This is a genomic window from Pseudomonas sp. JL2, assembly GCF_031570495.1.
In the GTDB taxonomy this organism is placed as follows: domain Bacteria; phylum Pseudomonadota; class Gammaproteobacteria; order Pseudomonadales; family Pseudomonadaceae; genus Aquipseudomonas; species Aquipseudomonas rhizophila.
The window spans coordinates 96,079-120,077 of sequence record NZ_JAKUDH010000011.1 but is presented as its reverse complement, the minus strand read 5'-3'; the positions used below and the strand labels follow the sequence as shown (position 1 = coordinate 120,077).

23 protein-coding genes are annotated in these 23,999 nt (G+C 60.6%); 13 read left to right on the top strand and 10 right to left on the bottom strand.

Annotated elements, in window-relative coordinates; genetic code table 11:
- The first annotated feature begins 11 nt into the window (after window positions 1-11).
- The 4 genes from MKS85_RS16005 to MKS85_RS15990 all read left to right on the top strand — a co-directional run bounded on the left by MKS85_RS16005 (window position 12) and on the right by MKS85_RS15990 (window position 6,498).
- Entirely contained in the window at window positions 12-1,076 is a 1,065-nt protein-coding gene (locus MKS85_RS16005; protein WP_188251991.1) for an imelysin family protein, read from the top strand.
- Window positions 1,077-1,078: 2 nt separating this feature from the next.
- Entirely contained in the window at window positions 1,079-2,176 is a 1,098-nt protein-coding gene (locus tag MKS85_RS16000; protein ID WP_047226991.1) for a DUF1513 domain-containing protein, read from the top strand.
- A gap of 133 nt (window positions 2,177-2,309) precedes the next feature.
- A complete protein-coding gene (locus tag MKS85_RS15995) occupies window positions 2,310-3,458 on the top strand; it encodes an efflux RND transporter periplasmic adaptor subunit (RefSeq protein WP_047226992.1) in 1,149 nt (382 codons plus the stop codon).
- Window positions 3,459-3,471: 13 nt separating this feature from the next.
- Window positions 3,472-6,498, top strand: a complete 3,027-nt coding sequence (locus MKS85_RS15990; RefSeq protein WP_188251992.1) for a multidrug efflux RND transporter permease subunit — start codon at window positions 3,472-3,474, stop codon at window positions 6,496-6,498.
- 96 nt (window positions 6,499-6,594) lie between these two features.
- On the opposite strand, the gene MKS85_RS15985 is transcribed toward MKS85_RS15990, so the two are convergent.
- From MKS85_RS15985 to colR, 5 genes are all read right to left on the bottom strand, one after another.
- Complete coding sequence (locus MKS85_RS15985) at window positions 6,595-6,822, bottom strand: hypothetical protein (RefSeq protein ID WP_076383717.1); 228 nt, start codon at window positions 6,820-6,822, stop codon at window positions 6,595-6,597.
- Window positions 6,823-6,824: 2 nt separating this feature from the next.
- The gene (locus MKS85_RS15980) at window positions 6,825-7,529 is read right to left on the bottom strand and encodes a lipopolysaccharide kinase InaA family protein (RefSeq protein WP_188251993.1); all 705 of its coding nucleotides are present in this window, start codon (window positions 7,527-7,529) and stop codon (window positions 6,825-6,827) included.
- A 4-nt stretch (window positions 7,530-7,533) separates the two neighbouring features.
- Window positions 7,534-8,202, bottom strand: coding sequence for a class I SAM-dependent methyltransferase (locus MKS85_RS15975; protein ID WP_139049326.1), 669 nt, complete (start codon window positions 8,200-8,202; stop codon window positions 7,534-7,536).
- A gap of 141 nt (window positions 8,203-8,343) precedes the next feature.
- A complete protein-coding gene (locus MKS85_RS15970) occupies window positions 8,344-9,621 on the bottom strand; it encodes a HAMP domain-containing sensor histidine kinase (protein ID WP_139049325.1) in 1,278 nt (425 codons plus the stop codon).
- A complete protein-coding gene (gene colR / locus MKS85_RS15965; protein WP_047226998.1) occupies window positions 9,611-10,294 on the bottom strand; it encodes a two-component system response regulator ColR in 684 nt (227 codons plus the stop codon). Before colR ends, MKS85_RS15970 begins: the two co-directional genes overlap by 11 nt.
- A 238-nt stretch (window positions 10,295-10,532) precedes the next feature.
- On the opposite strand from colR, the gene MKS85_RS15960 reads away from it, so the two are divergent.
- Entirely contained in the window at window positions 10,533-11,273 is a 741-nt protein-coding gene (locus MKS85_RS15960; protein ID WP_139049324.1) for a phosphatase PAP2 family protein, read from the top strand.
- Between the two features lie 201 nt (window positions 11,274-11,474).
- On the opposite strand, the gene groL is transcribed toward MKS85_RS15960, so the two are convergent.
- The 4 genes from groL to MKS85_RS15940 all read right to left on the bottom strand — a co-directional run bounded on the left by groL (window position 11,475) and on the right by MKS85_RS15940 (window position 14,981).
- Window positions 11,475-13,118, bottom strand: a complete 1,644-nt coding sequence (gene groL, locus MKS85_RS15955) for a chaperonin GroEL (protein WP_047227000.1) — start codon at window positions 13,116-13,118, stop codon at window positions 11,475-11,477.
- 50 nt (window positions 13,119-13,168) lie between these two features.
- Entirely contained in the window at window positions 13,169-13,462 is a 294-nt protein-coding gene (locus MKS85_RS15950) for a co-chaperone GroES (RefSeq protein WP_047227001.1), read from the bottom strand.
- Window positions 13,463-13,706: 244 nt separating this feature from the next.
- Window positions 13,707-14,183 carry an FxsA family protein gene (locus MKS85_RS15945; protein WP_092393136.1) on the bottom strand — a complete coding sequence of 159 codons (477 nt, stop codon included), beginning with the start codon at window positions 14,181-14,183 and terminating at the stop codon, window positions 13,707-13,709.
- Window positions 14,184-14,249: 66 nt separating this feature from the next.
- Window positions 14,250-14,981, bottom strand: a complete 732-nt coding sequence (locus MKS85_RS15940) for a HugZ family protein (RefSeq protein ID WP_076383714.1) — start codon at window positions 14,979-14,981, stop codon at window positions 14,250-14,252.
- A gap of 163 nt (window positions 14,982-15,144) precedes the next feature.
- Here MKS85_RS15940 and MKS85_RS15935 point away from each other — a divergent pair, with 163 nt between their 5' ends.
- Window positions 15,145-15,903, top strand: a complete 759-nt coding sequence (locus MKS85_RS15935) for an SDR family oxidoreductase (protein WP_047227004.1) — start codon at window positions 15,145-15,147, stop codon at window positions 15,901-15,903.
- Between the two features lie 128 nt (window positions 15,904-16,031).
- Here MKS85_RS15935 and apbC read toward each other — a convergent pair whose 3' ends face one another.
- Window positions 16,032-17,126, bottom strand: coding sequence for an iron-sulfur cluster carrier protein ApbC (gene apbC / locus MKS85_RS15930; RefSeq protein ID WP_139049323.1), 1,095 nt, complete (start codon window positions 17,124-17,126; stop codon window positions 16,032-16,034).
- Window positions 17,127-17,455: 329 nt separating this feature from the next.
- Between apbC and metG the strand changes: the two genes are divergently transcribed.
- The 7 genes from metG to nth all read left to right on the top strand — a co-directional run bounded on the left by metG (window position 17,456) and on the right by nth (window position 23,949).
- Window positions 17,456-19,501, top strand: a complete 2,046-nt coding sequence (gene metG, locus MKS85_RS15925; protein WP_047227006.1) for a methionine--tRNA ligase — start codon at window positions 17,456-17,458, stop codon at window positions 19,499-19,501.
- Between the two features lie 129 nt (window positions 19,502-19,630).
- Complete coding sequence (locus MKS85_RS15920) at window positions 19,631-20,203, top strand: electron transport complex protein RnfA (protein WP_188251994.1); 573 nt, start codon at window positions 19,631-19,633, stop codon at window positions 20,201-20,203.
- Window positions 20,200-21,207, top strand: coding sequence for an electron transport complex subunit RsxB (rsxB, locus tag MKS85_RS15915; RefSeq protein ID WP_310663017.1), 1,008 nt, complete (start codon window positions 20,200-20,202; stop codon window positions 21,205-21,207). Before MKS85_RS15920 ends, rsxB begins: the two co-directional genes overlap by 4 nt.
- Entirely contained in the window at window positions 21,194-22,180 is a 987-nt protein-coding gene (locus MKS85_RS15910; RefSeq protein WP_188251996.1) for an RnfABCDGE type electron transport complex subunit D, read from the top strand. The genes rsxB and MKS85_RS15910 overlap by 14 nt, the downstream gene beginning before the upstream one ends.
- Window positions 22,177-22,788 (top strand): RnfABCDGE type electron transport complex subunit G, encoded by a 612-nt coding sequence (locus tag MKS85_RS15905; RefSeq protein ID WP_188251997.1) that lies wholly within the window; start codon window positions 22,177-22,179, stop codon window positions 22,786-22,788. Before MKS85_RS15910 ends, MKS85_RS15905 begins: the two co-directional genes overlap by 4 nt.
- On the top strand, window positions 22,781-23,314 hold the full coding sequence (locus MKS85_RS15900) for an Rnf-Nqr domain containing protein (RefSeq protein ID WP_188251998.1): 534 nt from the start codon (window positions 22,781-22,783) through the stop codon (window positions 23,312-23,314). Before MKS85_RS15905 ends, MKS85_RS15900 begins: the two co-directional genes overlap by 8 nt.
- The gene (gene nth / locus MKS85_RS15895) at window positions 23,311-23,949 is read left to right on the top strand and encodes an endonuclease III (RefSeq protein ID WP_139049309.1); all 639 of its coding nucleotides are present in this window, start codon (window positions 23,311-23,313) and stop codon (window positions 23,947-23,949) included. Before MKS85_RS15900 ends, nth begins: the two co-directional genes overlap by 4 nt.
- Window positions 23,950-23,999 lie beyond the last annotated feature (50 nt).

The following is a 23,999-nucleotide window of genomic DNA, read 5'->3' as shown; positions in this document are numbered from 1 at the left end:
GGGAGCCCGACATGTTCCGTCCCAAGTTGTTGTTTACCAGCCTCGCCGCCATCGTCCTCGGCGCGTGCTCGCCCCAGGATCCGCAAGCGGTCACCTCAGCGGCCATCGCCAAGCAAGTGATCCTGCCCACCTACAGCCGCTGGGTCGAAGCTGACCGGCAACTGGCAACCAGCGCCCTGGCCTTCTGCCAGGGCAAGGAAAACCTGGAGACCGCCCGCGCCGACTTTCTCAAGGCACAAAAAGCCTGGGCCGAGTTGCAACCACTGCTGATCGGCCCGTTGGCCGAGGGCAATCGCGCCTGGCAGGTGCAGTTCTGGCCGGACAAGAAAAACCTGGTGGGCCGTCAGGTCGAGCAACTGGTCAATAACCAGCCGCAGATCGACGTTGCCGGTCTGGCCAAGTCCAGCGTTGTGGTCCAAGGCCTCTCCGCCTATGAGTACCTGCTGTTCGACGCCAGGATCGACATGGCCGACAGCGCGCAAAAAGCCAAGTACTGCCCGCTGCTGATCGCCATTGGCGAACGTCAGAAGCAATTGGCCGAAGATATCCTGTCGCGCTGGAATACCAACGACGGCATGCTCGCCCAGATGAGCAAGTTTCCGAACGAGCGCTACGCCGATTCCCACGAAGCGATCGCCGATTTGCTGCGGGTCCAGGTCACCGCCCTGGACACCTTGAAAAAGAAACTCGGCACGCCGATGGGCCGCCAGAGCAAGGGCGTACCACAACCGTTCCAGGCCGATGCCTGGCGCAGCCAGTCGTCGCTGCAAGGCCTGCAAGCCAGCCTGAGCGCGGCCAGGACCGTCTGGATCGGCGTGGACAACAAGGGCCTGCGCAGCCTGTTGCCAAGCGAACAGAAACCCTTGGCCGACAAGATCGACGCGGCCTACGACACCTCGTTGAAACTGTTCGCCGACAGCCAGCGCTCGCTGGTCGAAATGCTCGCTGACGACGCCGGACGCCAGCAACTCAACGAACTGTACGACAGCCTCAACGTTGTCCATCGCCTGCACGAAGGCGAACTGGCCAAGGCGCTGGGCATTCAATTGGGCTTCAATGCCAACGACGGTGACTGATCATGTTTCGACGTCAGGCTCTGGCACTGGGCAGCCTGCTGCTCGGCGCCGTTACCCTGGGCGGCTGGACGCTGTTCAAGCAACAGGACAAGCATCCGCTCCTGCTTTCGGCACGGGACGATAGCGACGGCAAGCACTACGCCGTGGGCTATCGACTGGACGGCAGCCGGGTGTTCGCCACCCAGGTCAAGCAGCGCTGCCACGACATCATTGACCATCCGACAAAACCGATTGCGCTGTTCGTCGCTCGTCGCCCAGGCACCGAAAGCTACCTGATCGACCTGCGCGACGGTTCGCTGCTGCAGACCCTCACCTCGTTGCCGAACCGGCATTTTTATGGGCACGCGGTGATTCATAAAAGCGGCGAATGGCTGTACGCCACCGAGAACGACACGACCGATCCAGGCCGCGGCCTGCTGGGCGTGTACCGTTTTGAAGGCGAACGGTTGGTGCACAGCGGCGAACTGTCGACTCACGGCATCGGCCCTCATCAAGTGTCATGGATGCCCGACGGCGAAACGCTGGTGGTCGCCAACGGCGGCATCCGCACCGAGGCCGAAAGCCGCGTCGAGATGAACCTCAATGCCATGGAGCCGAGCCTGGTACTGATGCAGCGCGATGGCACACTGCTGAGCAAGGAAACCCTCGCCCAATCGATGAACAGCGTGCGCCACATGGGCATCGCCAGCGACGGCACCATCGTTTGCGGCCAGCAATTCATGGGCGATGCCCACGAATCCTCCGAGCTGCTGGCAATCAAGCGTCCGGGCCAGCCGTTCCAGGCATTCCCGGTGGCCGAGCATCAATTGCAGGCCATGGGTCATTACACCGCCAGCGTTGCCGTACACAGCGACCTGCGCCTGGTGGCCCTGACAGCGCCCCGTGGCAACCGCTTTTTTATCTGGGACCTGGACAGCGGCGAAGTACGCCTGGATGCGCCTCTGCCGGACTGCGCCGGTGTGGGTGCGGTGGCCGACGGTTTCGTCGTGACATCGGGTCAGGGCCGTTGCCGCTTTTACGATTGCCGGCAGGCACAACTGGTTGCAAAACCACTGGATCTGCCCGCAGGGCTCTGGGACAACCATTTGCATTTGATCTGACAAGCGGGCGGCGGGCCTTCAGGAAAAATCCTTACACATTACCGATGAACATCGTTTTGAATCGGTCGCGTACTCGGAGTAATGTGCCCGCCTGTCTGTATTTTCTCTCGGCTTATTTCCAAGGAAGTGGAACATGCTGCGACGCCGCATGCTGATCATGTTGGGTGTTGTCCTGCTGGTGGTATTGCTACTGGCCGGCTACAAGGGTTTCTCCGTTTACCAGCAGATCCAGATGTTTTCTGCCCCCAAACCGCCGGTCAGCGTCGCCGTGGCCACGGCTGTCGAGCAGCCTTGGCAAACCCGCCTGCCCACCGTCGGCAGCCTCACCGCACTGCAAGGCGTAGACCTGAGCCTGGAAATTGCCGGGACGGTGCAGAAGGTGCAGTTCCAGTCGGGGCAAAAGGTCAAGGCCGGCCAGCCACTGGTGCAACTGGACAGTGACGTCGAAAGCGCGCTGCTGGAAACCGCCGTGGCCGACCTTAACCTGTCGCAACTGGATTTTGGCCGGGGTCGGCAACTGGTGGGCAGCCAGGCGATCTCCAAGGGCGAATTCGACCGGCTCGCGGCGCAGTTGAAAAAGAACCAGGCCACGGTCAACCAGCTCAAGGCTTCGCTGGCCAAGAAACACATCGTTGCGCCGTTCAGCGGCACCATCGGCATTCGCCAGGTGGACGTCGGCGACTATCTGGCCAGCGGCACGGTGATCGCCACCCTGCAGGACCTGAGCAGCCTGTATGTGGATTTCTACCTCCCCGAGCAAGCGGTACCCAAGCTCGCGGTCGGCCAGGCAGTCAACGTCAGTGTCTCGGCCTATCCCGGCCAGACCTTCGTCGGCGCCATCAGCGCGATCAACCCCAAGATCGAAGACAGCACTCGCAACGTGCTGGTACGCGCTACCCTGGGCAACCCCGACGGCAGGCTGTTGCCCGGCATGTTCGCCAGCCTGCAGGTGATCTTGCCGGACAAGGCCAACGCCATCGTCGTGCCGGAAAGCGCCGTGACCTACACCCTCTACGGCAACTCCATGTACGTCGTGACGCAGAAGAAAGCCGACGACGGCACCGTCGAGAAAGATGACAAGGGCCAGCCGATCCTGATCGCCGAACGGCGATTCGTCGAAACCGGTGAGCGACGCGACGGGCTCGTGCTGGTTTCCAAAGGCGTGCAGAGCGGCGAACAGGTCGTGATCGCCGGCCAGATCAAACTGGATAACGGCACGCCCATCGCCATCAGCGACGACAAGACCCTGACCGAACAGAACAGCCCGCCCCCTGCGGACTGATCAAGGAACCCTCATGGCTTTTACTGATCCGTTCATCCGCCGTCCGGTGCTCGCCACCGTGGTCAGCCTGTTGATCGTGCTGCTGGGTTTCCAGGCCTGGAGCAAGCTGCCCCTGCGCCAGTACCCGCAGATGGAGAACGCCCTGATCACGGTGACCACCGCCTACCCCGGGGCCAACGCCGAGACCATCCAGGGCTATATCACCCAGCCGATGCAACAGAGTCTGGCCAGCGCCGAGGGCATCGACTACATGACCTCGGTCAGCCGTCAGAATTTCTCGGTGATATCGGTCTACGCCCGCATCGGCTCCAACAGCGACCGGCTTTTTACCGAGCTGCTGGCCAAGGCCAACGAGGTCAAGAACCAACTGCCCCAGGACGCTGAAGATCCGGTGCTCAGCCGCGAGGCCGCCGATGCCTCGGCACTGATGTACATCAGTTTTTTCAGTAAGGAACTGAACAACCCGCAGATCACCGACTACCTGTCACGGGTGGTCCAGCCCAAGCTGGCGACATTGCCGGGCATGGCCGAAGCGGAGATCCTCGGCAACCAGGTCTTCGCCATGCGCCTGTGGCTGGATCCGGTCAAGCTGGCCGGTTTCGGCCTCACCGCCGCCGACGTGACCGATGCCGTGCGCCAGTACAACTTCCTCTCGGCCGCCGGTGAGGTGAAAGGCGAATACGTGGTCACCAGTATCAACGCCAACACCGAACTCAAGTCCGCCGAGGCCTTCGCGGCGATTCCGCTCAAGACCGATGGCGACAGCCGCGTGCTGTTGCGCGATGTGGCCCGGGTGGAGATGGGCGCCGAGAACTACGACACCATCAGTTCCTTCGGTGGCACGCCCTCGGTGTACATCGGCATCAAGGCCACCCCCGGCGCGAACCCGCTGGACGTGATCAAGGAAGTGCGCAGGATCATGCCGGATCTGGAGGCCCAACTGCCGGCCAACCTCAAGGCCGAGATCGCCTACGACGCCACCCTGTTCATCCAGGCTTCCATCGACGAGGTGGTCAAAACCCTCTTCGAGGCGGTGCTGATTGTCATCGTCGTGGTGTTCCTGTTCTTGGGCGCCCTGCGTTCGGTGGCCATCCCGGTGGTGACCATCCCGCTGTCGATGATTGGCGTGATGTTCTTCATGCAGTTGATGGGCTACTCGATGAATCTGCTGACCCTGCTCGCCATGGTGCTGGCAATTGGTCTGGTGGTGGACGACGCGATCGTGGTGGTGGAAAACATCCACCGGCACATCGAGGAAGGCAAAAGCCCATTCGACGCTGCAATTGAAGGTGCCCGGGAGATCGCTATGCCGGTGATCTCGATGACCATCACGCTGGCGGCGGTGTACGCGCCGATCGGTCTGCTGGAGGGGCTCACGGGGGCGCTGTTCAAGGAGTTCGCGCTGACGCTCGCCGGCGCGGTGGTCATTTCCGGGATCGTCGCACTGACCCTCTCGCCCATGATGTGCGCCATGCTGCTGCGTCACGAAGAGAACCCCTCGGGACTGGCGCATAGACTGGACGTGGTTTTCGAACGTCTTAAAAACCGCTACCAGCGCATGCTTCACGGCATGCTCAATACCCGGCCTGTGGTGTTGGTGTTCGCGGTGATCGTGCTGCTGCTGATTCCGGTGCTGATCATGTTCACCAAGTCCGAGCTGGCCCCCGATGAAGACCAGGGCATCATCTTCATGATGGCCAATGCCCCGCAGCCGACCAACCTCGACTACCTGAACACCTACACCGATCATTTCATCACCATCTTCAAGGAGTTCCCGGAGTACTACTCCTCGTTCCAGATCAACGGATACAACGGCGTGCAATCGGGCATCGGCGGCTTCCTGCTCAAACCCTGGAACGAACGCAGCCGCACCCAGATGGAAATCCTGCCTGAAGTCCAGGCCAAGCTGGAGAACATCCCCGGCCTGCAAATATTCGGTTTCAACCTGCCCTCCCTGCCTGGCACCGGCGAAGGCTTGCCATTTGCGTTCGTCATCAACTCGCCCAAGGACTACGCAACGCTGTTGCAGATTGCCGAGCGGGTCAAAAAGCGCGCACTGGAATCCGGCAAGTTCGCTTTCATGGACGTTGACCTGGCTTTCGACAAACCCGAAGTCGTCGTGGACATCGATCGTGCCAAGGCCGCCCAGATGGGCGTCTCGATGCAAGACCTGGGCGGCACACTCGCCACCCTGCTGGGTGAAGCCGAGATCAACCGTTTTACCATCGAAGGGCGCAGCTACAAGGTCATCGCCCAGGTCGAACGGCCGTTCCGGGACAATCCGGACTGGTTGAACAACTACTACGTAAAAAATACCCAGGGTGAATTGCTGCCGCTGTCGACGCTGATCAAAGTCAGCGATCGGGCGCGACCACGGCAGTTGAATCAGTTCCAGCAACTCAACGCGGTGACGATTTCGGGTTTTCCCATCGTGAGTATGGGCGAGGCCATCGAGACGGTCCGCCAGATTGCCCAAGAAGAGGCTCCGGTAGGGTTCGCTTTCGACTACGCAGGGGCGTCGCGACAGTTCGTTCAGGAAGGCAGCGCGCTGTGGGTCACCTTTGCCCTGGCGCTGGCGATCATCTTCCTGGTGTTGGCCGCCCAGTTCGAAAGCTTCCGGGACCCGCTGGTGATTCTGGTGACGGTACCGCTGTCGATTTGCGGCGCCTTGATTCCGCTGTTCCTCGGCTGGTCGAGCATGAACATTTACACCCAGGTAGGACTGGTGACGCTGATCGGCCTGATCAGCAAGCACGGGATCCTGATCGTTGAGTTCACCAACCAGCTGCGCAGGGAACAGGGGCTAACCCCACGGGAGGCCGTGGAGCAAGCCGCATCGATTCGTTTGCGTCCCGTACTGATGACCACCGCGGCGACGGTATTTGGCATGGTGCCATTGATCCTCGCTACCGGGGCCGGGGCGGTGAGCCGCTTCGACATCGGCTTGGTGATCGCCACCGGGATGTCGATTGGCACGTTGTTCACACTGTTCGTATTGCCCTGCGTGTATACGTTGCTGGCCAAGCCGGACAAAACCTAACGCGCGACCACTGGCCCTGTAGGCGCTGCCGAAGGCTGCAATCGCCAAAAACAAAGGCCTCGCATATGCGAGGCCTTTGTTTGGGCTCTCTGTCCATCAACTCTGGGGCCTCATGCCTTGGGAAAGACTGAACATGAACAGCAACAGATCGTCGTCCGGCCGGATCGCCTCGCTGGCCTTGGCCACACGTGGCAAAGGGCAGTGCGCGTCCGGGTGGGAAGCACTGAGGATCTGCGAACGGGGCTGCTCCCATACCGCCACCGCCATAGAAGTAACTGCCAGGGCTCCTACGAGAAATAAACCTCTAGCAATTTCTAATTTCATCGCTATAAACCTTTGATAGCGCTGCCAAACGCCGCTTTGTAAAAGTAGACGAGTTTTTCCCATTCTGAATCACTGAACGACGAATGGCGTCGCAGTTGTTTCATGTCATGGGACGCTGCGGTCCAGGAAGTCAGACGTTGACGGGACTTTTCCAAATCCAGCAAGGCCACTTCGGCTCGAGCGGACTCACCCTCTCCAGTCACGCGCACAAATACATGCTTGATATAGAGGCAGCCATGCTGCCAACGCCCCTTATGCATGCGAGCCAGGTTCTCTGCCAATGCCTGGAGAATTCGGTCATGCCCCGCTTCGCCATGACGCTCGCGCCCGCCTGCGGCATACCAGTGATCCAACTCCACGAAACCGTCCAGCGCATGAGTCACAAGCAGCGCACGCCACTTGTGAATCGGGTCCCGCTGTGCGCCACAGAAGATGACCTTTGGAACACTGACGTCGAGTCGGCTCAATGCCAGCAGGGCATCTTGCTCACGTAACACGGTTGGGCGGCCAAACGGATGCAACCAGCTACGGTAAATATGCCCTGTCTGACGCTTGGCATAGAGCAGATCGCCGCCGTTGTTGATCCGCTGCACTCCGCTTTCACCACCACGACGCACATTGGGTTGTTCCACCCATTCACCCTGCTGATTCCAGAAGTGTTCGAAGCCGCAGCGGGGGACCGCAGTTGTCTCTACTGCCACAACCATGCTGTTACCTCTTGCGTAATACATAAACTCGCCACATGGCATAGAGCGGCAGGAAGTCCAGTCGTTCCTGAATGCGGAAACCAGCCTGTCGAAATTCACCCTCGACTGTAGCGGCCGGTAACACAAATCGATTCTGGTAGCCTTTCTGCCCACGCGTGTGCTCCAGACGCTTACGTCTCCAGGCCTTGAAATTTCCATCGACCCACAATGAAACGATCACGCTATCACGAGTGACACGTTCGAATTCCCGCAGAATCGCCAGTCGATGCGCAGGTTCACCGATGTGGTGGAGCAGGCGCATGCAAAAAATGCTGTCGACGGCGTTATCAGGCAAGGCAATGTCGAACGCAGAAGCGTGCAAGGGTTGTACCCGTTTTACGACATCGGCGGGTTGAGCGTTCAACGCAGTCTTGAGCATGGCTGTGGAATTGTCCGCACCGATGATCACCCGGTTCGGTTTTTCGGCCAGCACAGGCCATAAACGCCCGGCACCACACGGCAAGTCCAGCACCAGGCCAGGGTCACCTGCCAACGCCAAAGCCATGCGTGCCAGTTGTTCATCACGGCGGTGGGAAAGACGCCGGCTCAGACCGGCCTGGTGTTTATGCAGGTATTGGTGGGCGTGCTTTTCGTCATATTTTTCGGAAAAGTCGAGCTTGATAGGGTTGGACATTGACGGGAGCCTCCATGAGGTAATGGCTCCCACGTTAGGGATGGACATGTGCACGCCAAGTCATCCCTTTGTGAAAACTTCATCATGCAGGCACTCGAGGGTTTTCAGGATATGTCCAACATGCAGGCCTTAGCGCCGTGCTCAGTTGCGAGGATGCAACTCAACCTCAAAATGACAGCCATTGGGCTCCATGGTGCTGAGGCTCACGGTCCAGCCCTGGTTCTCGCAAATCCGCTGGACCAATGAAAGCCCCAACCCAAGCCCTTCGCCGCGCTTTTCGTTACCTCGCACGAACGGTTCGAACATCGCCTCGCGTTTTTCTTCGGGAATGCCCACGCCACTGTCCTCGACCACGAAGCCGGTCGGGGACAGCGTGAGGCGAATGAAGCCCTGATCGGTGTAGTGCAAGGCGTTGCGCAGCAAGTTGCCCATGACGGCGGTCAGGAACGTGGCGTTATACGGGGTGTCGGCGGTTTGTCCCGGCTCGAAGATCAGGGTCAGGCCCTTGGCTTCGATCGGCGCACGCCACAGCCCAACGAGGTCCTCGGCCACCTGCCCTAGCGTCAACCGGGGCGACATGCCGCTGTCTTCGCGCTGGGTCCTGGCGAGCATCAGGAAGGTTTGCACCAGCTCGCGCATTTCTTCACTGGCCCGACTGATCCGCTCGACCTGTTTGCGACCGCGCTGATCCAGGGCCGGGTTCTCCAGCAACAGCTCACAGGAGCTGGCCAGGACCATCAACGGCGTGCGTAGCTCATGGCTTACGTCGCTGGTGAACAACCGTTCACGCGTCAGGGCCTGGCGCAGTCGCCCCAGCGTAGCGTCGAACGCCACGGCCAGCTCACCCACTTCATCGGCGGCATAGTCAGGGGCCAGCGGCGGGGCCAGCCCGAGGAGCTGGTCGCGATGGCGCACTTGCCGGGCCAGACGCACGACCGGCGCCATCACCCGGCGAGCCAGGACCCAACCCAGGAACACCGCCAGTGCCAGGCTGAGCACGAAGCCCACCAGCACCACGGCGAACAGCACCCGTTCGCGCTCTTCGAAATCGCTCTGGTCCTGCAGTAGCACGTAGTGTCGACCGTCAACAATCTCGACCATGGCGTGATACGACAATTGCGCGCGAAAGACCTCGTGGAAACCGCGATCCAGGTGACGCAGATCCTTGGGCAAATCGAAGTCACCCGGGCCGCCACTGAAATAGAACAACTGATCAGGTTCCGGACGATGACTCCAGTCCGAAACGCTGTCCATCAGCAGCAGGCGTTGCAGGTCACCCCCAAGCCCGGCGGAAATCAGCCTTTCTTCCACCAAGTGAACCGTCGCCACGATGCCCATGGCGAATGCCCCGGCGACCAACGCGCTCATCAGCGCAAAGGCGATGATGATCCGTTGGGCAAGGCTCTGCTTAAACTCCATCTCGGCCCTCGGCCAGGCGATAACCCACGCCATGCACGGTGTGCAACAGCGGTTTGTCGAACGGTTTGTCGATCACCTGACGTAATTGGTGAACATGGCTGCGCAGACTGTCGCTGTCCGGGCAATCATCGCCCCACAAGGCTTCTTCGAGGATTTCCCGGCGCAGCACGTGGGGGCTTTTCTGCATCAAGACCGCCAGCAGCTTCAGGCCTACAGGGTTGAGCTTCAGCAGTTTGCCTTCGCGGGTGACTTCCAGGGTATCGAGGTCGTAACTCAGGTCACCGACCTGCAAGGCGCGCCGCCCGCCGCCCTGGGCCCGACGCATGACCGCTTCGATCCGCGCCGCCAGCTCCGACAAGGCAAAAGGTTTGACCAGGTAATCATCGGCGCCGGACTTGAACCCTTGCAGGCGATCGTCCAGTTGATCCCGGGCGGTGAGCATGATCACCGGTGTATCACGTCGGGCGTCCTCGCGCAGGCGCTTGCACAAGGTGTAGCCGTCGATGCCCGGCAGCATGATGTCGAGCACGATCAGGTCATAGTGCTCGGTCGCGGCCAGGTGTAACCCCGACAAACCATCCTGGGCACAATCGACGGTATAGCCTTTGAGCCCCAGGTAATCGGCCAGATTGGCCAGGATGTCACGGTTGTCTTCAACCAACAGAATTCGCATGGGCATCTCCTCTGCGCACGTGGACGGTCATCGTGGCCCGCGCAGCTTAAGGCCAAGTGTGAATCACGGCTAGGGTTGTATCGGCGGTCGTAGCGAGCAAGCCCGCTCCCGCAAGGGTCGCGCGTGGATTGCCCGGACATTGACGAGTTTTTCACCCGGCATTCACGCCTCACCCACGGTGCCCGGACCAGACTGCGCGCAACGCGCTGCTCAAGAACACTCCACCAAAGGTACTGCCATGGTTTCCACCACCACCCGTCCCGCCTCCAGGCCGCTGAATTTCCGGGTCGCCCTGGGCCTGCCCGCTGCAATCGCGGTGATCCTGGTGCTGCTGGAACTGACCACGCTGGACATGGATCTGGCCAGGCTGTTCTATGACCCAGCCGACGGGTTCATCGGTCGGCACAGTTTTTTTCTGGAAGACATTCTGCATGACCGGGCCAAACAGGTGGTCATCGCGTTTTCTGTGCTGTCGATTCTCGGGTTCATCTGCACGTTCTTCCTCACCCGACTCAAACCGTTCAAACGCGAACTGGGTTGCCTGGTGCTCTCCCTGGCGCTGGCTACTTCATTCGTCACGCCGATGAAAGCCGTAACGGCAGTGCAATGCCCCTGGAGCCTGAAGGAGTTCGGAGGCAAGCAAACCTACAGCGAACTACTGAGCCCACGCCCGGCAACTGACAAACCCGGCCGATGCTGGCCCGGTGGTCACGCTGCCACCGGGTTTACGCTGTTCGCGTTGTTCTTCGTACTGCGCGACCGCCGCCCTCGCCTGGCCCGCCTGGCCTTCATATTCGCTGCCTCTCTGGGAACGCTGTTCTCCGTGAGCCGCATGATGCAAGGGGCGCATTTCTTTTCCCATAATGCGTGGACAGCGGTGTTCTGTTGGCTGATTTGCCTGGGGTGTTATTACTACGTGCTGTACCGGCCGGCCTCTACAGCGAAGCGAGCGGCGACAACCCAACCCGTCAATGCTTGAACACCAATCTGAATGTGGGAGCGAGCCTGCTCGCGATAGCGTCGGATCAGCAACATTGAGGGTGACTGTTACACCGCTATCGCGAGCAGGCTCGCTCCCACAGGGATTGGTGCAATTTCAATGAGCGGGGTAAACCCGAGGCATTAAAAAACCCCGCCTGCTTTCGCAGACGGGGTTTTTCAGTACAGGGGTAAGGCTGGCTTACATCATGCCGCCCATGCCACCCATGCCGCCCATGTCTGGCATACCGCCGCCAGCTGGAGCGTCTTCCTTGATTTCAGCGATCATCGCCTCGGTGGTGATCATCAGGCTGGCAATCGACGAAGCCGCTTGCAGAGCCGAACGAGTCACTTTGGCTGGGTCCAGGATACCCATTTCGATCATGTCGCCGTATTCGCCGGTCGCAGCGTTGTAACCGTAGTTACCCGAACCCTGCTTGACCTTGTCGACCACAACGCTTGGCTCGTCACCGGAGTTGGCAACGATCTGGCGCAGTGGAGCTTCAACAGCGCGACGCAGCAACTGGATGCCCACGTTCTGGTCATCGTTGTCGCCTTTGAGCTCGCTGATGGCCTGCAGGGCACGAACCAGTGCCACGCCGCCGCCAGGTACCACGCCTTCTTCGACGGCTGCGCGGGTTGCGTGCAGGGCGTCTTCAACGCGGGCTTTCTTCTCTTTCATTTCAACTTCGGAACCGGCGCCAACCTTGATCACTGCAACGCCGCCCGACAGCTTGGCCAGACGCTCTTGCAGTTTTTCACGGTCGTAGTCGGACGAAGTGTCGGCCACTTGTGCGCGGATCTGAGTAACGCGAGCCTGGATATCAGCCTCGACGCCAGCACCGTCGATCACGGTGGTGTTTTCCTTGGACAGGATCACGCGCTTGGCGTTACCCAGGTGCTCCAGGGTGGTGCTTTCCAGGCTCAGGCCGATCTCTTCGGAGATAACGGTACCGCCGGTCAGTACGGCGATGTCCTGCAGCATGGCCTTGCGACGGTCGCCGAAGCCAGGTGCCTTGACGGCAGCGACTTTAACGATACCGCGCATGTTGTTCACAACCAGAGTCGCCAGGGCTTCGCCTTCAACGTCTTCAGCCACGATCAGCAGTGGGCGGCCGGCTTTGGCAACGGCTTCCAGCACTGGCAGCATTTCGCGGATGTTGGAGATTTTCTTGTCGACCAGCAGGATCAGCGGGCTCTCAAGCTCGGCAACCATGGTGTCCGGCTTGTTGACGAAGTACGGCGACAGGTAGCCACGGTCGAACTGCATGCCTTCAACAACCGACAGTTCGTTTTCCAGGCCCGAGCCTTCTTCAACGGTGATCACGCCTTCTTTACCGACTTTTTCCATGGCTTCGGCAATGATGTCGCCGATGGAGTTGTCGGAGTTGGCCGAGATGGTGCCGACCTGAGCGATAGCCTTGGTATCAGCGCATGGCTTGGACAGGGCTTTAAGCTCTTTGACGATGGCGATGGTCGCCTTGTCGATGCCGCGCTTGAGGTCCATCGGGTTCATGCCGGCAGCGACAGCCTTGAGGCCTTCGTTGACGATCGATTGAGCCAGTACGGTCGCGGTGGTGGTGCCGTCACCAGCATCATCGTTGGCACGGGAGGCAACGTCTTTGACCAGTTGCGCGCCCATGTTTTCAAAGCGGTCTTTGAGCTCGATTTCCTTGGCTACGGAAACGCCGTCCTTGGTGATGGTCGGAGCGCCGAAGCTCTTCTCGATGATCACGTTACGGCCTTTAGGGCCCAGGGTCGCTTTTACTGCGTCAGCCAGGACGTTGACACCGGCGAGCATTTTCTTGCGGGCGGAATCGCCGAATTTAACTTCTTTAGCAGCCATGATCGATATTCCTTAAATACTTTGTAGTAACGGGAAAATGAGCGGGGGAATCAGTCTTCCAGGACAGCGAGGATTTCGTTCTCGCTCATCACCAGCAGGTCTTCGCCGTCGACTTTCACTGTGTTGCTGCCGGAGTAAGGGCCGAACACAACCTTGTCACCCACTTTCACGGCCAGCGCACGTACTTCACCGTTTTCCAGAGCCTTGCCTGGGCCTACAGCGAGAACTTCACCGTGGTTGGCTTTTTCAGCAGCCGAACCTGGCAGGACGATACCGCCAGCGGTTTTCTTCTCTTCTTCGCTGCGACGGATGACGACGCGGTCATGCAGAGGACGAAGCTTCATTGTCGATCTCTCCTAATTTTGGTTTTCATCGGCCGGTGTAGTCCCGGCGGGTTTAACAAAAGCCGGCGGAGCCGGATGCGGTTCGTCAAGCGAACCGCGGAAGTCTGTCCAGTGTCGCCACCGGAAACCTTGCGGTGACCCATACATAAGGGCGTACAAGCCGATTTCAAGGGTCGGGTAGAAAATTTTTTACTTCACGAAACCGAAAACGAACACGGCACCCGAAGGTGCCGTGTCGCTGGTTTTACTTGGGATCGCGGTGCTCGAACTCGCCTTCGATCACATCCGGTTCGCGGCCCACAGGTTCTCGTGGAGTCGGCCCGCCACGGGGCTGAAGGTCGTCGGCGAAGGCTCGCTGGCGAATCGCCTGTTCTTCGGCACGCTGGCGCATTTTATTGGCCAGCAACCGACGGGTGAACGGCAGCAGCATGACCAGGCCCAGCACATCGCTGATGAAGCCAGGCAGGATCAACAGACCGCCACCCAAGGCCAGCATCAGGCCTTCGAGCATGGTCTGGGCAGGCAGCTCGCCGCGGTTAAGGCTTTCACGGGCACGCAGAGCCGTGGCGAGGCCGGCGATGCGCAGCACGAACACGCCGAGCATCGAGCCGAGAATGACCAGCAGCAGTGCCGGGAAAAACCCGATCGCCCCGCTGACCTTGACGAATACGAACAGCTCCAACACCGGGAACAGCAGAAAGAGCAACAAAAAAGGGCGCATCAAAAGGTTCCTCAACGCAAGAATGCCTTGCTATCAAACCCTAAATGACGTCGCCCTTTCGTGAATTCAAGCGTCAGCCTCAGCATTTTTTGGCCATTGCTCGGCGTGAGCCAGATAAACCAAGGCTTCGCGCACTTGTGTCGGCGTATTGCAAGGCGCTGGAAACGCCAGCCAGTACAGGGCCTGACCGATCCGCAAGTGCATGCCTTCGCTGTCGATACCGGCCAGTTGCGCAGGTTCGGTGGCGGGCAGACCGGCCAGCTCGACGTAATGCGCGATGGCCTTGGCATGGTCGGCATTCATGTGGTCGATCATGCTGGCTTCGGCCTTGCCGGCGAAGGGGTTGGCCAAGGTGATCTGGTCGATCCAGTGAATGGCCCCAAAGCCACCGATGTAACGATGACGCACCGGGTTGAGCACCCAGAAATCGAAGTCATGGGCCTTGTGGTAGTTCTGCGACTCCGGGAAATAACGGTAGTAACGCTCAGCGGCGGCGTCGATGGCGAGGTTGTCTTCCAGCTTGCGCGCCTCGGCCAGATAAGTCAGGCGCCCTACGGCCTGCACATCCTCGGCCCCCCGCTCACCTACGAGCATTGAACACTTGGGGTCTTTTTGCAGGTTGTGGGTGTGTTGGGCGATACGGCTGATCAGGATCAGTGGACGGCCTTGGTCGTCCAGGCAATATGGCACCACGGAGCCGAACGGGAAACCGGGCATGGATTTGGAATGGGTGGAGAGCACTCCACGGTATTCCTTGAGCAGCAATTCTCGTGCATGCTTGGCAGCTTCAACGCTCAATTTATGACTCCTTTGATCAAATCCGTCTGGAAACGGTCAGGCGACTGGAGCAAAGTACCAGCGCGCCTTTAGGCAGTTCTCGTGTGCAACCGGGCTACGCCGTCGCAGATCGAGAGGCCAGTAAAAGGACATCCTCCAACCGCTCTGCAATCTGGACATGCCAATGCAACTCACCGACAAAGTAATCATTATCACCGGCGGTTGCCAGGGTCTGGGCCGCTCCATGGCCGAGTATTTCGCCGGCAAAGGCGCCAAGCTCGCCCTGGTGGACCTCAATCAGGAAAAACTCGACCAGGCGGTTGCAGCCTGCGTGGCCAAGGGTGTCGAGGCCCGGGCTTATCTGTGCAACGTCGCCAATGAGGAGCAAGTGAGCGACATGGTCGCCCGGGTCGCCGAGGACTTCGGCGCGATCCACGGCTTGATCAACAACGCCGGGATCCTGCGCGACGGCTTGCTGCTCAAGGTCAAGGACGGCGAAATGAGCAAAATGAGCCTGGCCCAGTGGCAGGCGGTGATCGACGTCAACCTCACGGGTGTCTTCCTGTGTACCCGCGAAGTGGCAGCGAAAATGGTCGAGCTGAAGAACAGCGGCGCGATCATCAACATTTCGTCGATCTCGCGCGCCGGCAACGTCGGCCAGACCAACTATTCGGCGGCCAAGGCCGGCGTGGCGGCCGCCACCGTGACCTGGGCCAAGGAACTGGCACGCTACGGCATCCGTGTCGCCGGCATCGCGCCGGGCTTCATCGAAACCGAAATGACCCTGGGCATGAAACCCGAAGCCCTGGAAAAAATGACCTCTGGCATCCCGCTCAAGCGCATGGGCAAACCCGAGGAGATCGCCCATTCGGCGGCGTACATCTTCGAGAACGACTATTACACCGGTCGGATCCTGGAGATGGATGGCGGGTTGCGGATCTAAAAACCTACACACAACCACTGTGGGAGCGAGCCTGCTCACGATGGCGCCGGGTCAGTCAACTTTGATGTGACTGATACACCGCCATCGCGAGCAGGCTCGCTACCACAATGGATTGTGTTACGGCTTATTCAATCGTCGCTCATGGTGATGTTCGGCATCGCCGGTGACGCAGCCTCTTGCAGCACGATCCGCGCGCCGACGTGGCGGGCCAGTTCCTGATAGACCATGGCGATCTGGCTATCCGGCTCGGCAATGACCGTGGGTTTGCCGCCGTCGGCCTGCTCGCGAATCAGCATCGACAGCGGCAGCGAGGCCAGCAGTTCGACGCCGTACTGGCTCGCCAGTTTTTCTCCGCCGCCTTCACCGAACAGATGCTCGGCATGTCCGCAGTTCGAGCAGATGTGCACGGCCATGTTTTCCACCACACCCAGTACCGGGATGTTCACTTTGCGGAACATCTCCACACCCTTGCGGGCGTCCAGCAGGGCCAGATCCTGCGGCGTGGTGACGATCACCGCACCGGCCACCGGGACTTTCTGCGCCAAGGTCAGTTGGATATCCCCGGTGCCTGGTGGCATGTCGATCACCAGGTAATCCAGATCGCCCCAGGCGGTCTGCGTCACCAGTTGCAGCAAGGCGCCGGAAACCATCGGCCCGCGCCAGACCATCGGCGTGTTGTCATCGGTCAGGAAGGCCATGGACATGACTTCCACGCCATGAGACTGGATCGGCACGAACCACTTCTGATCCTTGACCTGCGGCCGGGTGCCCTCGGCAACGCCGAACATGATGCCCTGACTCGGGCCGTATATGTCCGCGTCGAGAATCCCGACCTTCGCGCCTTCACGGGCCAGGGCCAGGGCCAGGTTGGCGGCGGTGGTGGACTTACCCACGCCGCCCTTGCCCGAGGCCACGGCGATCACGTTCTTGACGTTCGCCAGCCCCGGCACTTGCGCCTGGGCCTTGTGGGCAGCGATCACGCTGGTGACGTCGACTTTGGCGCTGGCTACACCGTCCAGGGACTCGATCGCCATTTGCAGCATCTGCGCCCAACCGTTCTTGAACAGATCGGCGGCGTAGCCGATTTCCAGCTGGACGCTGACGCGATCGCCCTGGATGTCGATGGTGCGCACGCATCCGGCGCTGACCGGGTCCTGGTTCAGGTAAGGGTCGGTGTACTGGCGAAGAACGGCTTCCACCGCTGCGCGATTGACGGCGCTCATGGGCAACTCCGATAGCAAGACTTGAAAAACAGGCCGCTATCCTACGCCCCACGCTGCCGCGTGGCGACTTGATTACTGTCGCGCGAACACCTTTGTGGCGAGGGGATTTATCCCCGTTGGGGCGCGCAGCGGCCCTAAAACCTGCTGCTACAGTGTGTCAGAGTGCTCTATTTTGGACTGCTGCGCAGTCCAGCGGGGATAAATCCCCTCGCCACAGGTTGTGTCCATACCGCCCCCAGCAATGCATCCGGAAACAGGCCAGTGGGGTGAAATATATTTCCCAGCGCTTTATAGTGGCCGACCTCCGTTTCATCAAGTAGCCGAGCCCCATGTCCGAGCCACGCAAGATCCTCGTCACCAGCGCCCTGCCCTATGCCAATGGTTCGATTCACCTCGGCCATATGCTGGAATACATCCAGACCGATATGTGGACGCGCTTCCAGAAGCATCGCGGCAACCAGTGCATCTATGTCTGCGCCGACGACGCCCACGGTTCGGCCATCATGCTGCGCGCGGAAAAAGAAGGAATCACCCCGGAGCAACTGATCGCCAACGTCCAGGCCGAACACAGCGCCGACTTTGCCGATTTCCTGGTGGACTTCGACAACTTCCACTCCACTCACGCCGAAGAAAACCGTGAGCTGTCGAGCCAGATCTACCTGAAGCTGCGTGACGCCGGGCACATCGCGACCCGTTCGATCACCCAGTATTTCGACCCGGAAAAGAAAATGTTCCTGGCCGACCGCTTCATCAAAGGCACTTGCCCGAAATGTGGCACCGAGGACCAGTACGGCGATAACTGCGAAAAATGCGGCGCCACCTACGCACCGACCGACCTGAAGGACCCGAAATCGGCGATTTCCGGGGCGACGCCAGTGCTCAAGGACTCCCAGCACTTCTTCTTCAAGCTGCCGGACTTCCAAGAGATGCTGCAAACCTGGACCCGCAGCGGCACGTTGCACGACGCGGTGGCCAATAAGCTCGCCGAATGGCTCGACTCCGGCCTGCAAGAGTGGGACATTTCCCGCGATGCGCCGTACTTCGGCTTCGAAATCCCCGGCGAGCCCGGCAAGTATTTCTACGTATGGCTGGACGCGCCCATCGGCTACATGGCGAGCTTCAAGAACCTTTGCGACCGTACGCCGGAGCTGGACTTCGACGCGTTCTGGGGCAAGGACTCCACGGCCGAGGTGTATCACTTCATCGGCAAGGACATCGTGAACTTCCACGCGCTGTTCTGGCCCGCCATGCTCGAAGGCGCCGGTTTCCGTAAACCGACCGGTATCAACGTCCACGGCTACCTGACCGTCAACGGCCAGAAAATGTCCAAGTCCCGCGGCACCTTCATCAAGGCCCGGACCTACCTGGACCATCTGTCGCCGGAATACCTGCGCTACTACTACGCGGCCAAGCTCGGCCGTGGCGTGGACGACCTGGACCTGAACCTTGAAGACTTCGTGCAGAAGGTCAACTCCGACCTGGTGGGCAAGGTAGTCAACATCGCCAGCCGTTGCGCCGGCTTCATCCACAAAGGCAACGCCGGTGTACTGGTAGCCGGTAACGCCGCGCCGGAGCTGACCGAGGCCTTTCTGGCGGCGGCCCCGAGCATCGCCGAAGCCTACGAGGCCCGTGACTTTGCCCGGGCGATGCGCGAGATCATGGCCCTGGCCGACCGCGCCAATGCCTGGATCGCCGACAAGGCGCCGTGGTCACTGAACAAACAGGAAGGCAAGCAGGACGAAGTCCAGGCGATCTGCGCCCTGGGTATCAATCTGTTCCGCCAACTGGTGATCTTCCTCAAGCCGGTGCTGCCGTTGCTGGCCGCCGATGCCGAAGCTTTCCTGAACGTCGCACCGCTGACCTGGGACGATCACCAGACGCTGCTGAGCAACCATCAACTGAACGAGTTCAAGCCGCTGATGACTCGCATCGACGCCACCAAGGTGCAAGCCATGACCGACGCCTCGAAAGAAGACCTGGCCGCCAGCCAGACCGACACCGGTGCCCCGGCCGGCAATGGCGAGCTGACCAAGGACCCGTTGTCGCCGGAGATCGATTTCGACGCCTTTGCCGCCATCGATCTGCGCGTAGCCCTGATCGTCAAGGCTGAAGCCGTGGAAGGCGCCGACAAGCTACTGCGCCTGACGCTGGACATCGGTGATGAGCAGCGCAACGTGTTCTCCGGCATCAAGAGCGCCTATCCAGACCCGGCCAAGCTCGAAGGCCGGCTGACGATGATGATCGCCAACCTCAAGCCACGCAAAATGCGTTTCGGCATCTCCGAAGGCATGGTGATGGCGGCAGGTCCCGGCGGTGAAGAAATCTACCTGCTGAGCCCCGATAGCGGCGCCAAGCCGGGTCAGCGGATCAAATAACGCGACCACGCGCGGTACCGATCCCACAGTCGCCGGCAGGCGACTGTGGGATTTTCATATCTGGCCCACCCTGACGGTGTGCCGGATAATGCCTACCCTCTAACGACAGGTTCTCGTTCCAGCACGCCCATGACCGAAATCGTTCTTACACTGTTCAGCGCCGCCCTGATCAACAACCTTGTGTTGCATTGGCCGCTGGGCGTCAATCCGCTGCTGGCGGCCAATGGAAGAAGGCAAGTCCACGCCCTGGGCCTGGCGACGACATGCCTGATGCTGATGGTCGGCACCTTGGGTTATCTGATCGATCGCTGGCTGCTGGTTCCGGCCAATCTGACCTCGCTGCGCCTGTTGGCATGGCTGTCCTTGAGTGTGTTGCTGATTGCACCGTTGCTGCACCGGCTGGGGCGCTGGCTGCCGACGCTGCCGTTCGATGGTTTGTGGCCACTGCTGCTGGGCAATGCCGGCATACTGGGCATCACGCTGATCAACAGCCGGAATGACCACGGCCTGGGCCTCACCGTCGCCGCGAGCCTGGGCGCCGGCCTGGGTTTCTGGCTGGTGTTGAGCCTGTTCGATGATTTGCGTCAGCGCACCTTCGATAACGATATCCCCAGGCCCTTTCGTGGTCTGCCGATCCAGTTGATCGGCGCAGGGCTCATGGCGGTGGCATTTCTTGGATTGCGCGGGCTGGTCAAAGCATGAGTCTGATTCAACGTATCGACGCCCTGCTGCCGCAGACCCAATGCGGCAAGTGCGGCCACCCCGGGTGCAAGCCCTACGCCGAAGGCATCGCCCAGGGCGAACCGATCAACAAATGTCCGCCCGGTGGCCGTGAAACCATCGCCGCCCTGGCCGAGCTGATGAAAGTGCCCGTGCTTGAGCTCGATACCAGCCGTGGTTCAGCCCCGGCGCAGATCGCCTTTATTCGCGAAGCCGAATGCATCGGCTGCACCAAGTGCATCCAGGCCTGCCCGGTAGACGCGATTGTCGGTGCGGCGAAGTTGATGCACACCGTCCTGGTCGACGAATGCACAGGCTGCGATCTATGCGTGGCGCCCTGCCCGGTCGACTGCATCGAAATGCACCCATTGCCCACGGCAACCGTGGTGCCGGTGGTCGGTGGCCTGGCCTTCAGCGTCGAAGAGCAGCAAGCGCGCACCGCCAAGCGCGACCATGCCCGGCGGCGCTTCGAACAGCGCAACGCACGTCTGCGCCGCGAAGAGGAGCAGCGCCACGCCGAGCGTCTGGCCCGTACACAGCGCGCCTCACAGCCCCAAACCCAGTCCGTCGACCCCGTGCAAGCGGCACTGGAGCGGGTACGGGCGCAAAAAGCCGCCAACGCCGATGCGGCCTTGAAAAAAGCCAAGGTCGACCTGGCCATGAGCCGGGCGCAGTTGAACAAATCCTTGAAAGCATTCGGCCACCCGCCGACCTTCGAACAACAGTCGCAATTGATCGTGCTACAGCGCCAGTTCGAAGCGGCGCAACAAGCCTTGACGCAATTGGAAGGGACGGTCCAGCCCACTGTTTCAACCCCCGCCCCCACTCAAAGTGCCGAGCTGAAACGGGCCAAGATCCAATTGGCCATGCGTCGCGCCGAACTCAGCAAGGCCAGGGCCGCAGGGGCGTCGGATGAACAAATAGAGCCCCTGGAGCAAGCGGTGAAAGACGCCGAACGCCAGGTGGATGCTCATGTCGCTCCCTGAGCCCATGGACGAACGGCTGCGGCAGGCGATGCTGCGGGTGCTACTGGCGACACTGCCCGGCATTCTGGCGTTGACGTGGTTTTATGGCTGGGGCGTGGTATTCAACCTGTTGCTGGCGGGCCTTAGCGCACTGGCCGTCGAAGCACTGGCGCTGCGCTTACGGCGTCGGCCGCTCAAACCGGCACTCAACGATGGCAGCGCGCTGGTGAGCGCCACGCTGTTGGCGCTGGCCTTGCCAGCGTATTGCCCCTGGTGGCTGACCGTCACAGCCACGGCTTGCGCCTTGCTGTTCGGCAAGCACCTGTGGGGCGGTGTCGGCAATAACCCGTTCAACCCGGCAATGCTCGGCTACGCCCTGGTGTTGATCGCGTTTCCCCAGCAACTCAATCAATGGCCGGCGCTCCACGGCATGAGCCTGTCCGACGGCCTGCAACAGGTGTTCGCGGTTCACCCTGGGCCTGATGGGTGGGCAGGAGCAACGGCCCTGGACAGCCTGCGAATCAACAAAAGCCTGACCATCGATGAGCTGTTCGCCGCCAACCCGGCGTTCGGACGCTGGGGTGGGCGCGGCGTGGAGTGGGTCAACCTGGCGTTTCTGGCCGGAGGACTGTTCCTGCTGCACCAACGAGTGTTCAGCTGGCACGCGCCGGTGGGCATGCTCGCCGGCCTGTTCATCATCAGCTTGTTGTGCTGGAACGGATCGGGCTCCGAGTCCAATGGCTCGCCGTTGTTTCATCTGCTCACGGGTGCGACCCTGCTCGGTGCGTTTTTTATCGTGACCGAACCGGTCTCGGGCGCCAAAGCGCCCCTCGCTCGCCTGCTGTTTGGCGCAGGCGTGGGACTGCTGACTTATTTGATACGGACTTGGGGTGGTTACCCGGACGGCGTGGCGTTTGCGGTGCTGCTGATGAACCTCGGCGTGCCCGCACTGGAGCGCTTCGCCGAGGCGCGACACAGGCCGCAGCCCCTATGAAAAACTACCGTGGCGTTGCCATCCTGGCTTTGCTGATCGGTCTCGGCATTGGGGCCACTTACCTGACTCAGCTCAGCACCGCAGGGCGCATCAAGGGTCAGCAACAAGACCTTGCGAACAGAACCTTGCTCGACGTGCTGCCGACCGACCGATACGACAATCAGCCATTGGCACAACCTGTCGTAATGGCCCCCGTGACCTTGGCCCATAGCACGCTGCTGGGCGGATACCTGGCGACTCGCGCCGGCCTGCCCAGCGCAGTGTTGTTACGCAGTCAGGTACTGGGCTATGAAGGCAGCATCCAATTGCTGGTCGCTATCGACCCGCAAGGGCGGTTGCTGGGCGTGAAAACCCTGCGCCAGTCGGAAACGCCCGGCCTGGGCGCGGCCATCGCTGACTGGCCAAACCCCTGGCTGCAATCCTTCAACGGTAAGTCGCTCCAGGCGCCCACCGACAGCGGCTGGGCGTTGAAAAAGGATCAGGGGCAGTTCGATCAACTGGCCGGCGCGACCGTCACATCCCGATCGGTCCTGCAGGCTGTTCACGATGCACTGCGTTACTTCGACGAGCATCAGGCTCAACTGACCGGAGTGATCATTGATGAATAAGCCATTGGTCCTGACCCGCGGCCTGCTGCTCGTGCCCTTGGTCGGCGCCAGCGATTCGCTGGCAAACGCGCTGGGCTTATGGCTGGCCTGGGTACTGATCAGTGCCGGCCATGGCTTGGCCATGGGGCTGGTACGGTCCCACCTGACAGCGCCTCAGCGACTGCTCGCTTCCATTGTGCTGGCCGCCACCCTGACGGCTTGCGCAGGCCTGGTGGCGCAGGCCTGGATGCTGGAAATGTATCAGCCGCTGAGCCTTTACATTGGCTGGATCGCTTTGAGCTGTGTGGCGCTGGAGCATGACGACATCTTCGTCGGCTCACGCCTGCCCGAACATCTCAGGCTGGCAGGCGTGTTCGGCCTGCTGATGATCGGCTTGGGCGCCCTGCGCGAGCTGGTTGGCAACGCAATATCACTGGCCTTGCTCGCCCCTGGCGGGTTTATTCTGCTCGGTCTGTTGCTGGCAGCGCACCAGGCCTGGACGGACGCCAGCCCCCCTTCAACGATCGAGGAAACGCCGCGCCCATGAACGCCGCAAAACGCCTGGAAATATTCCGTCGCTTGCACGAAGACAACCCGGAACCGAAGACCGAACTGGCCTACAGCTCGCCGTTCGAACTGTTGATCGCGGTGATTCTGTCGGCCCAATCCACCGACGTCGGCGTCAACAAGGCCACGGCCAAGCTGTTCCCGGTGGCCAACACGCCGCAGGCGATTCACGCGCTGGGTGTCGAAGGGCTGTCCGAGTACATCAAGACCATCGGCCTGTTCAACAGCAAGGCAAAAAACGTGATCGAGACATGCCGACTGCTGATCGAGCGCCACAACGGCGAAGTCCCACAGACTCGCGAAGCGCTGGAAGCGCTTCCAGGGGTCGGTCGCAAAACCGCCAATGTGGTGCTCAACACCGCATTTCGCCAACTGACCATGGCCGTCGACACTCACATTTTCCGCGTCAGCAACCGCACCGGGCTGGCGCCGGGCAAAAACGTGGTGGAGGTGGAGAAAAAGCTGATGAAATTCGTACCCAAGGCATTTCTACTCGATTCCCATCACTGGCTCATCCTTCACGGACGTTACGTCTGCCTGGCGCGCAAGCCCCGCTGTGGCAGCTGCCGGATCGAGGACTTATGCGAATACAAGCACAAGACCTCCGACGATTGAGGCGCTATTGCTTTTATTGATTTGTCGATTGAAAAAATCTTTTTTACCCG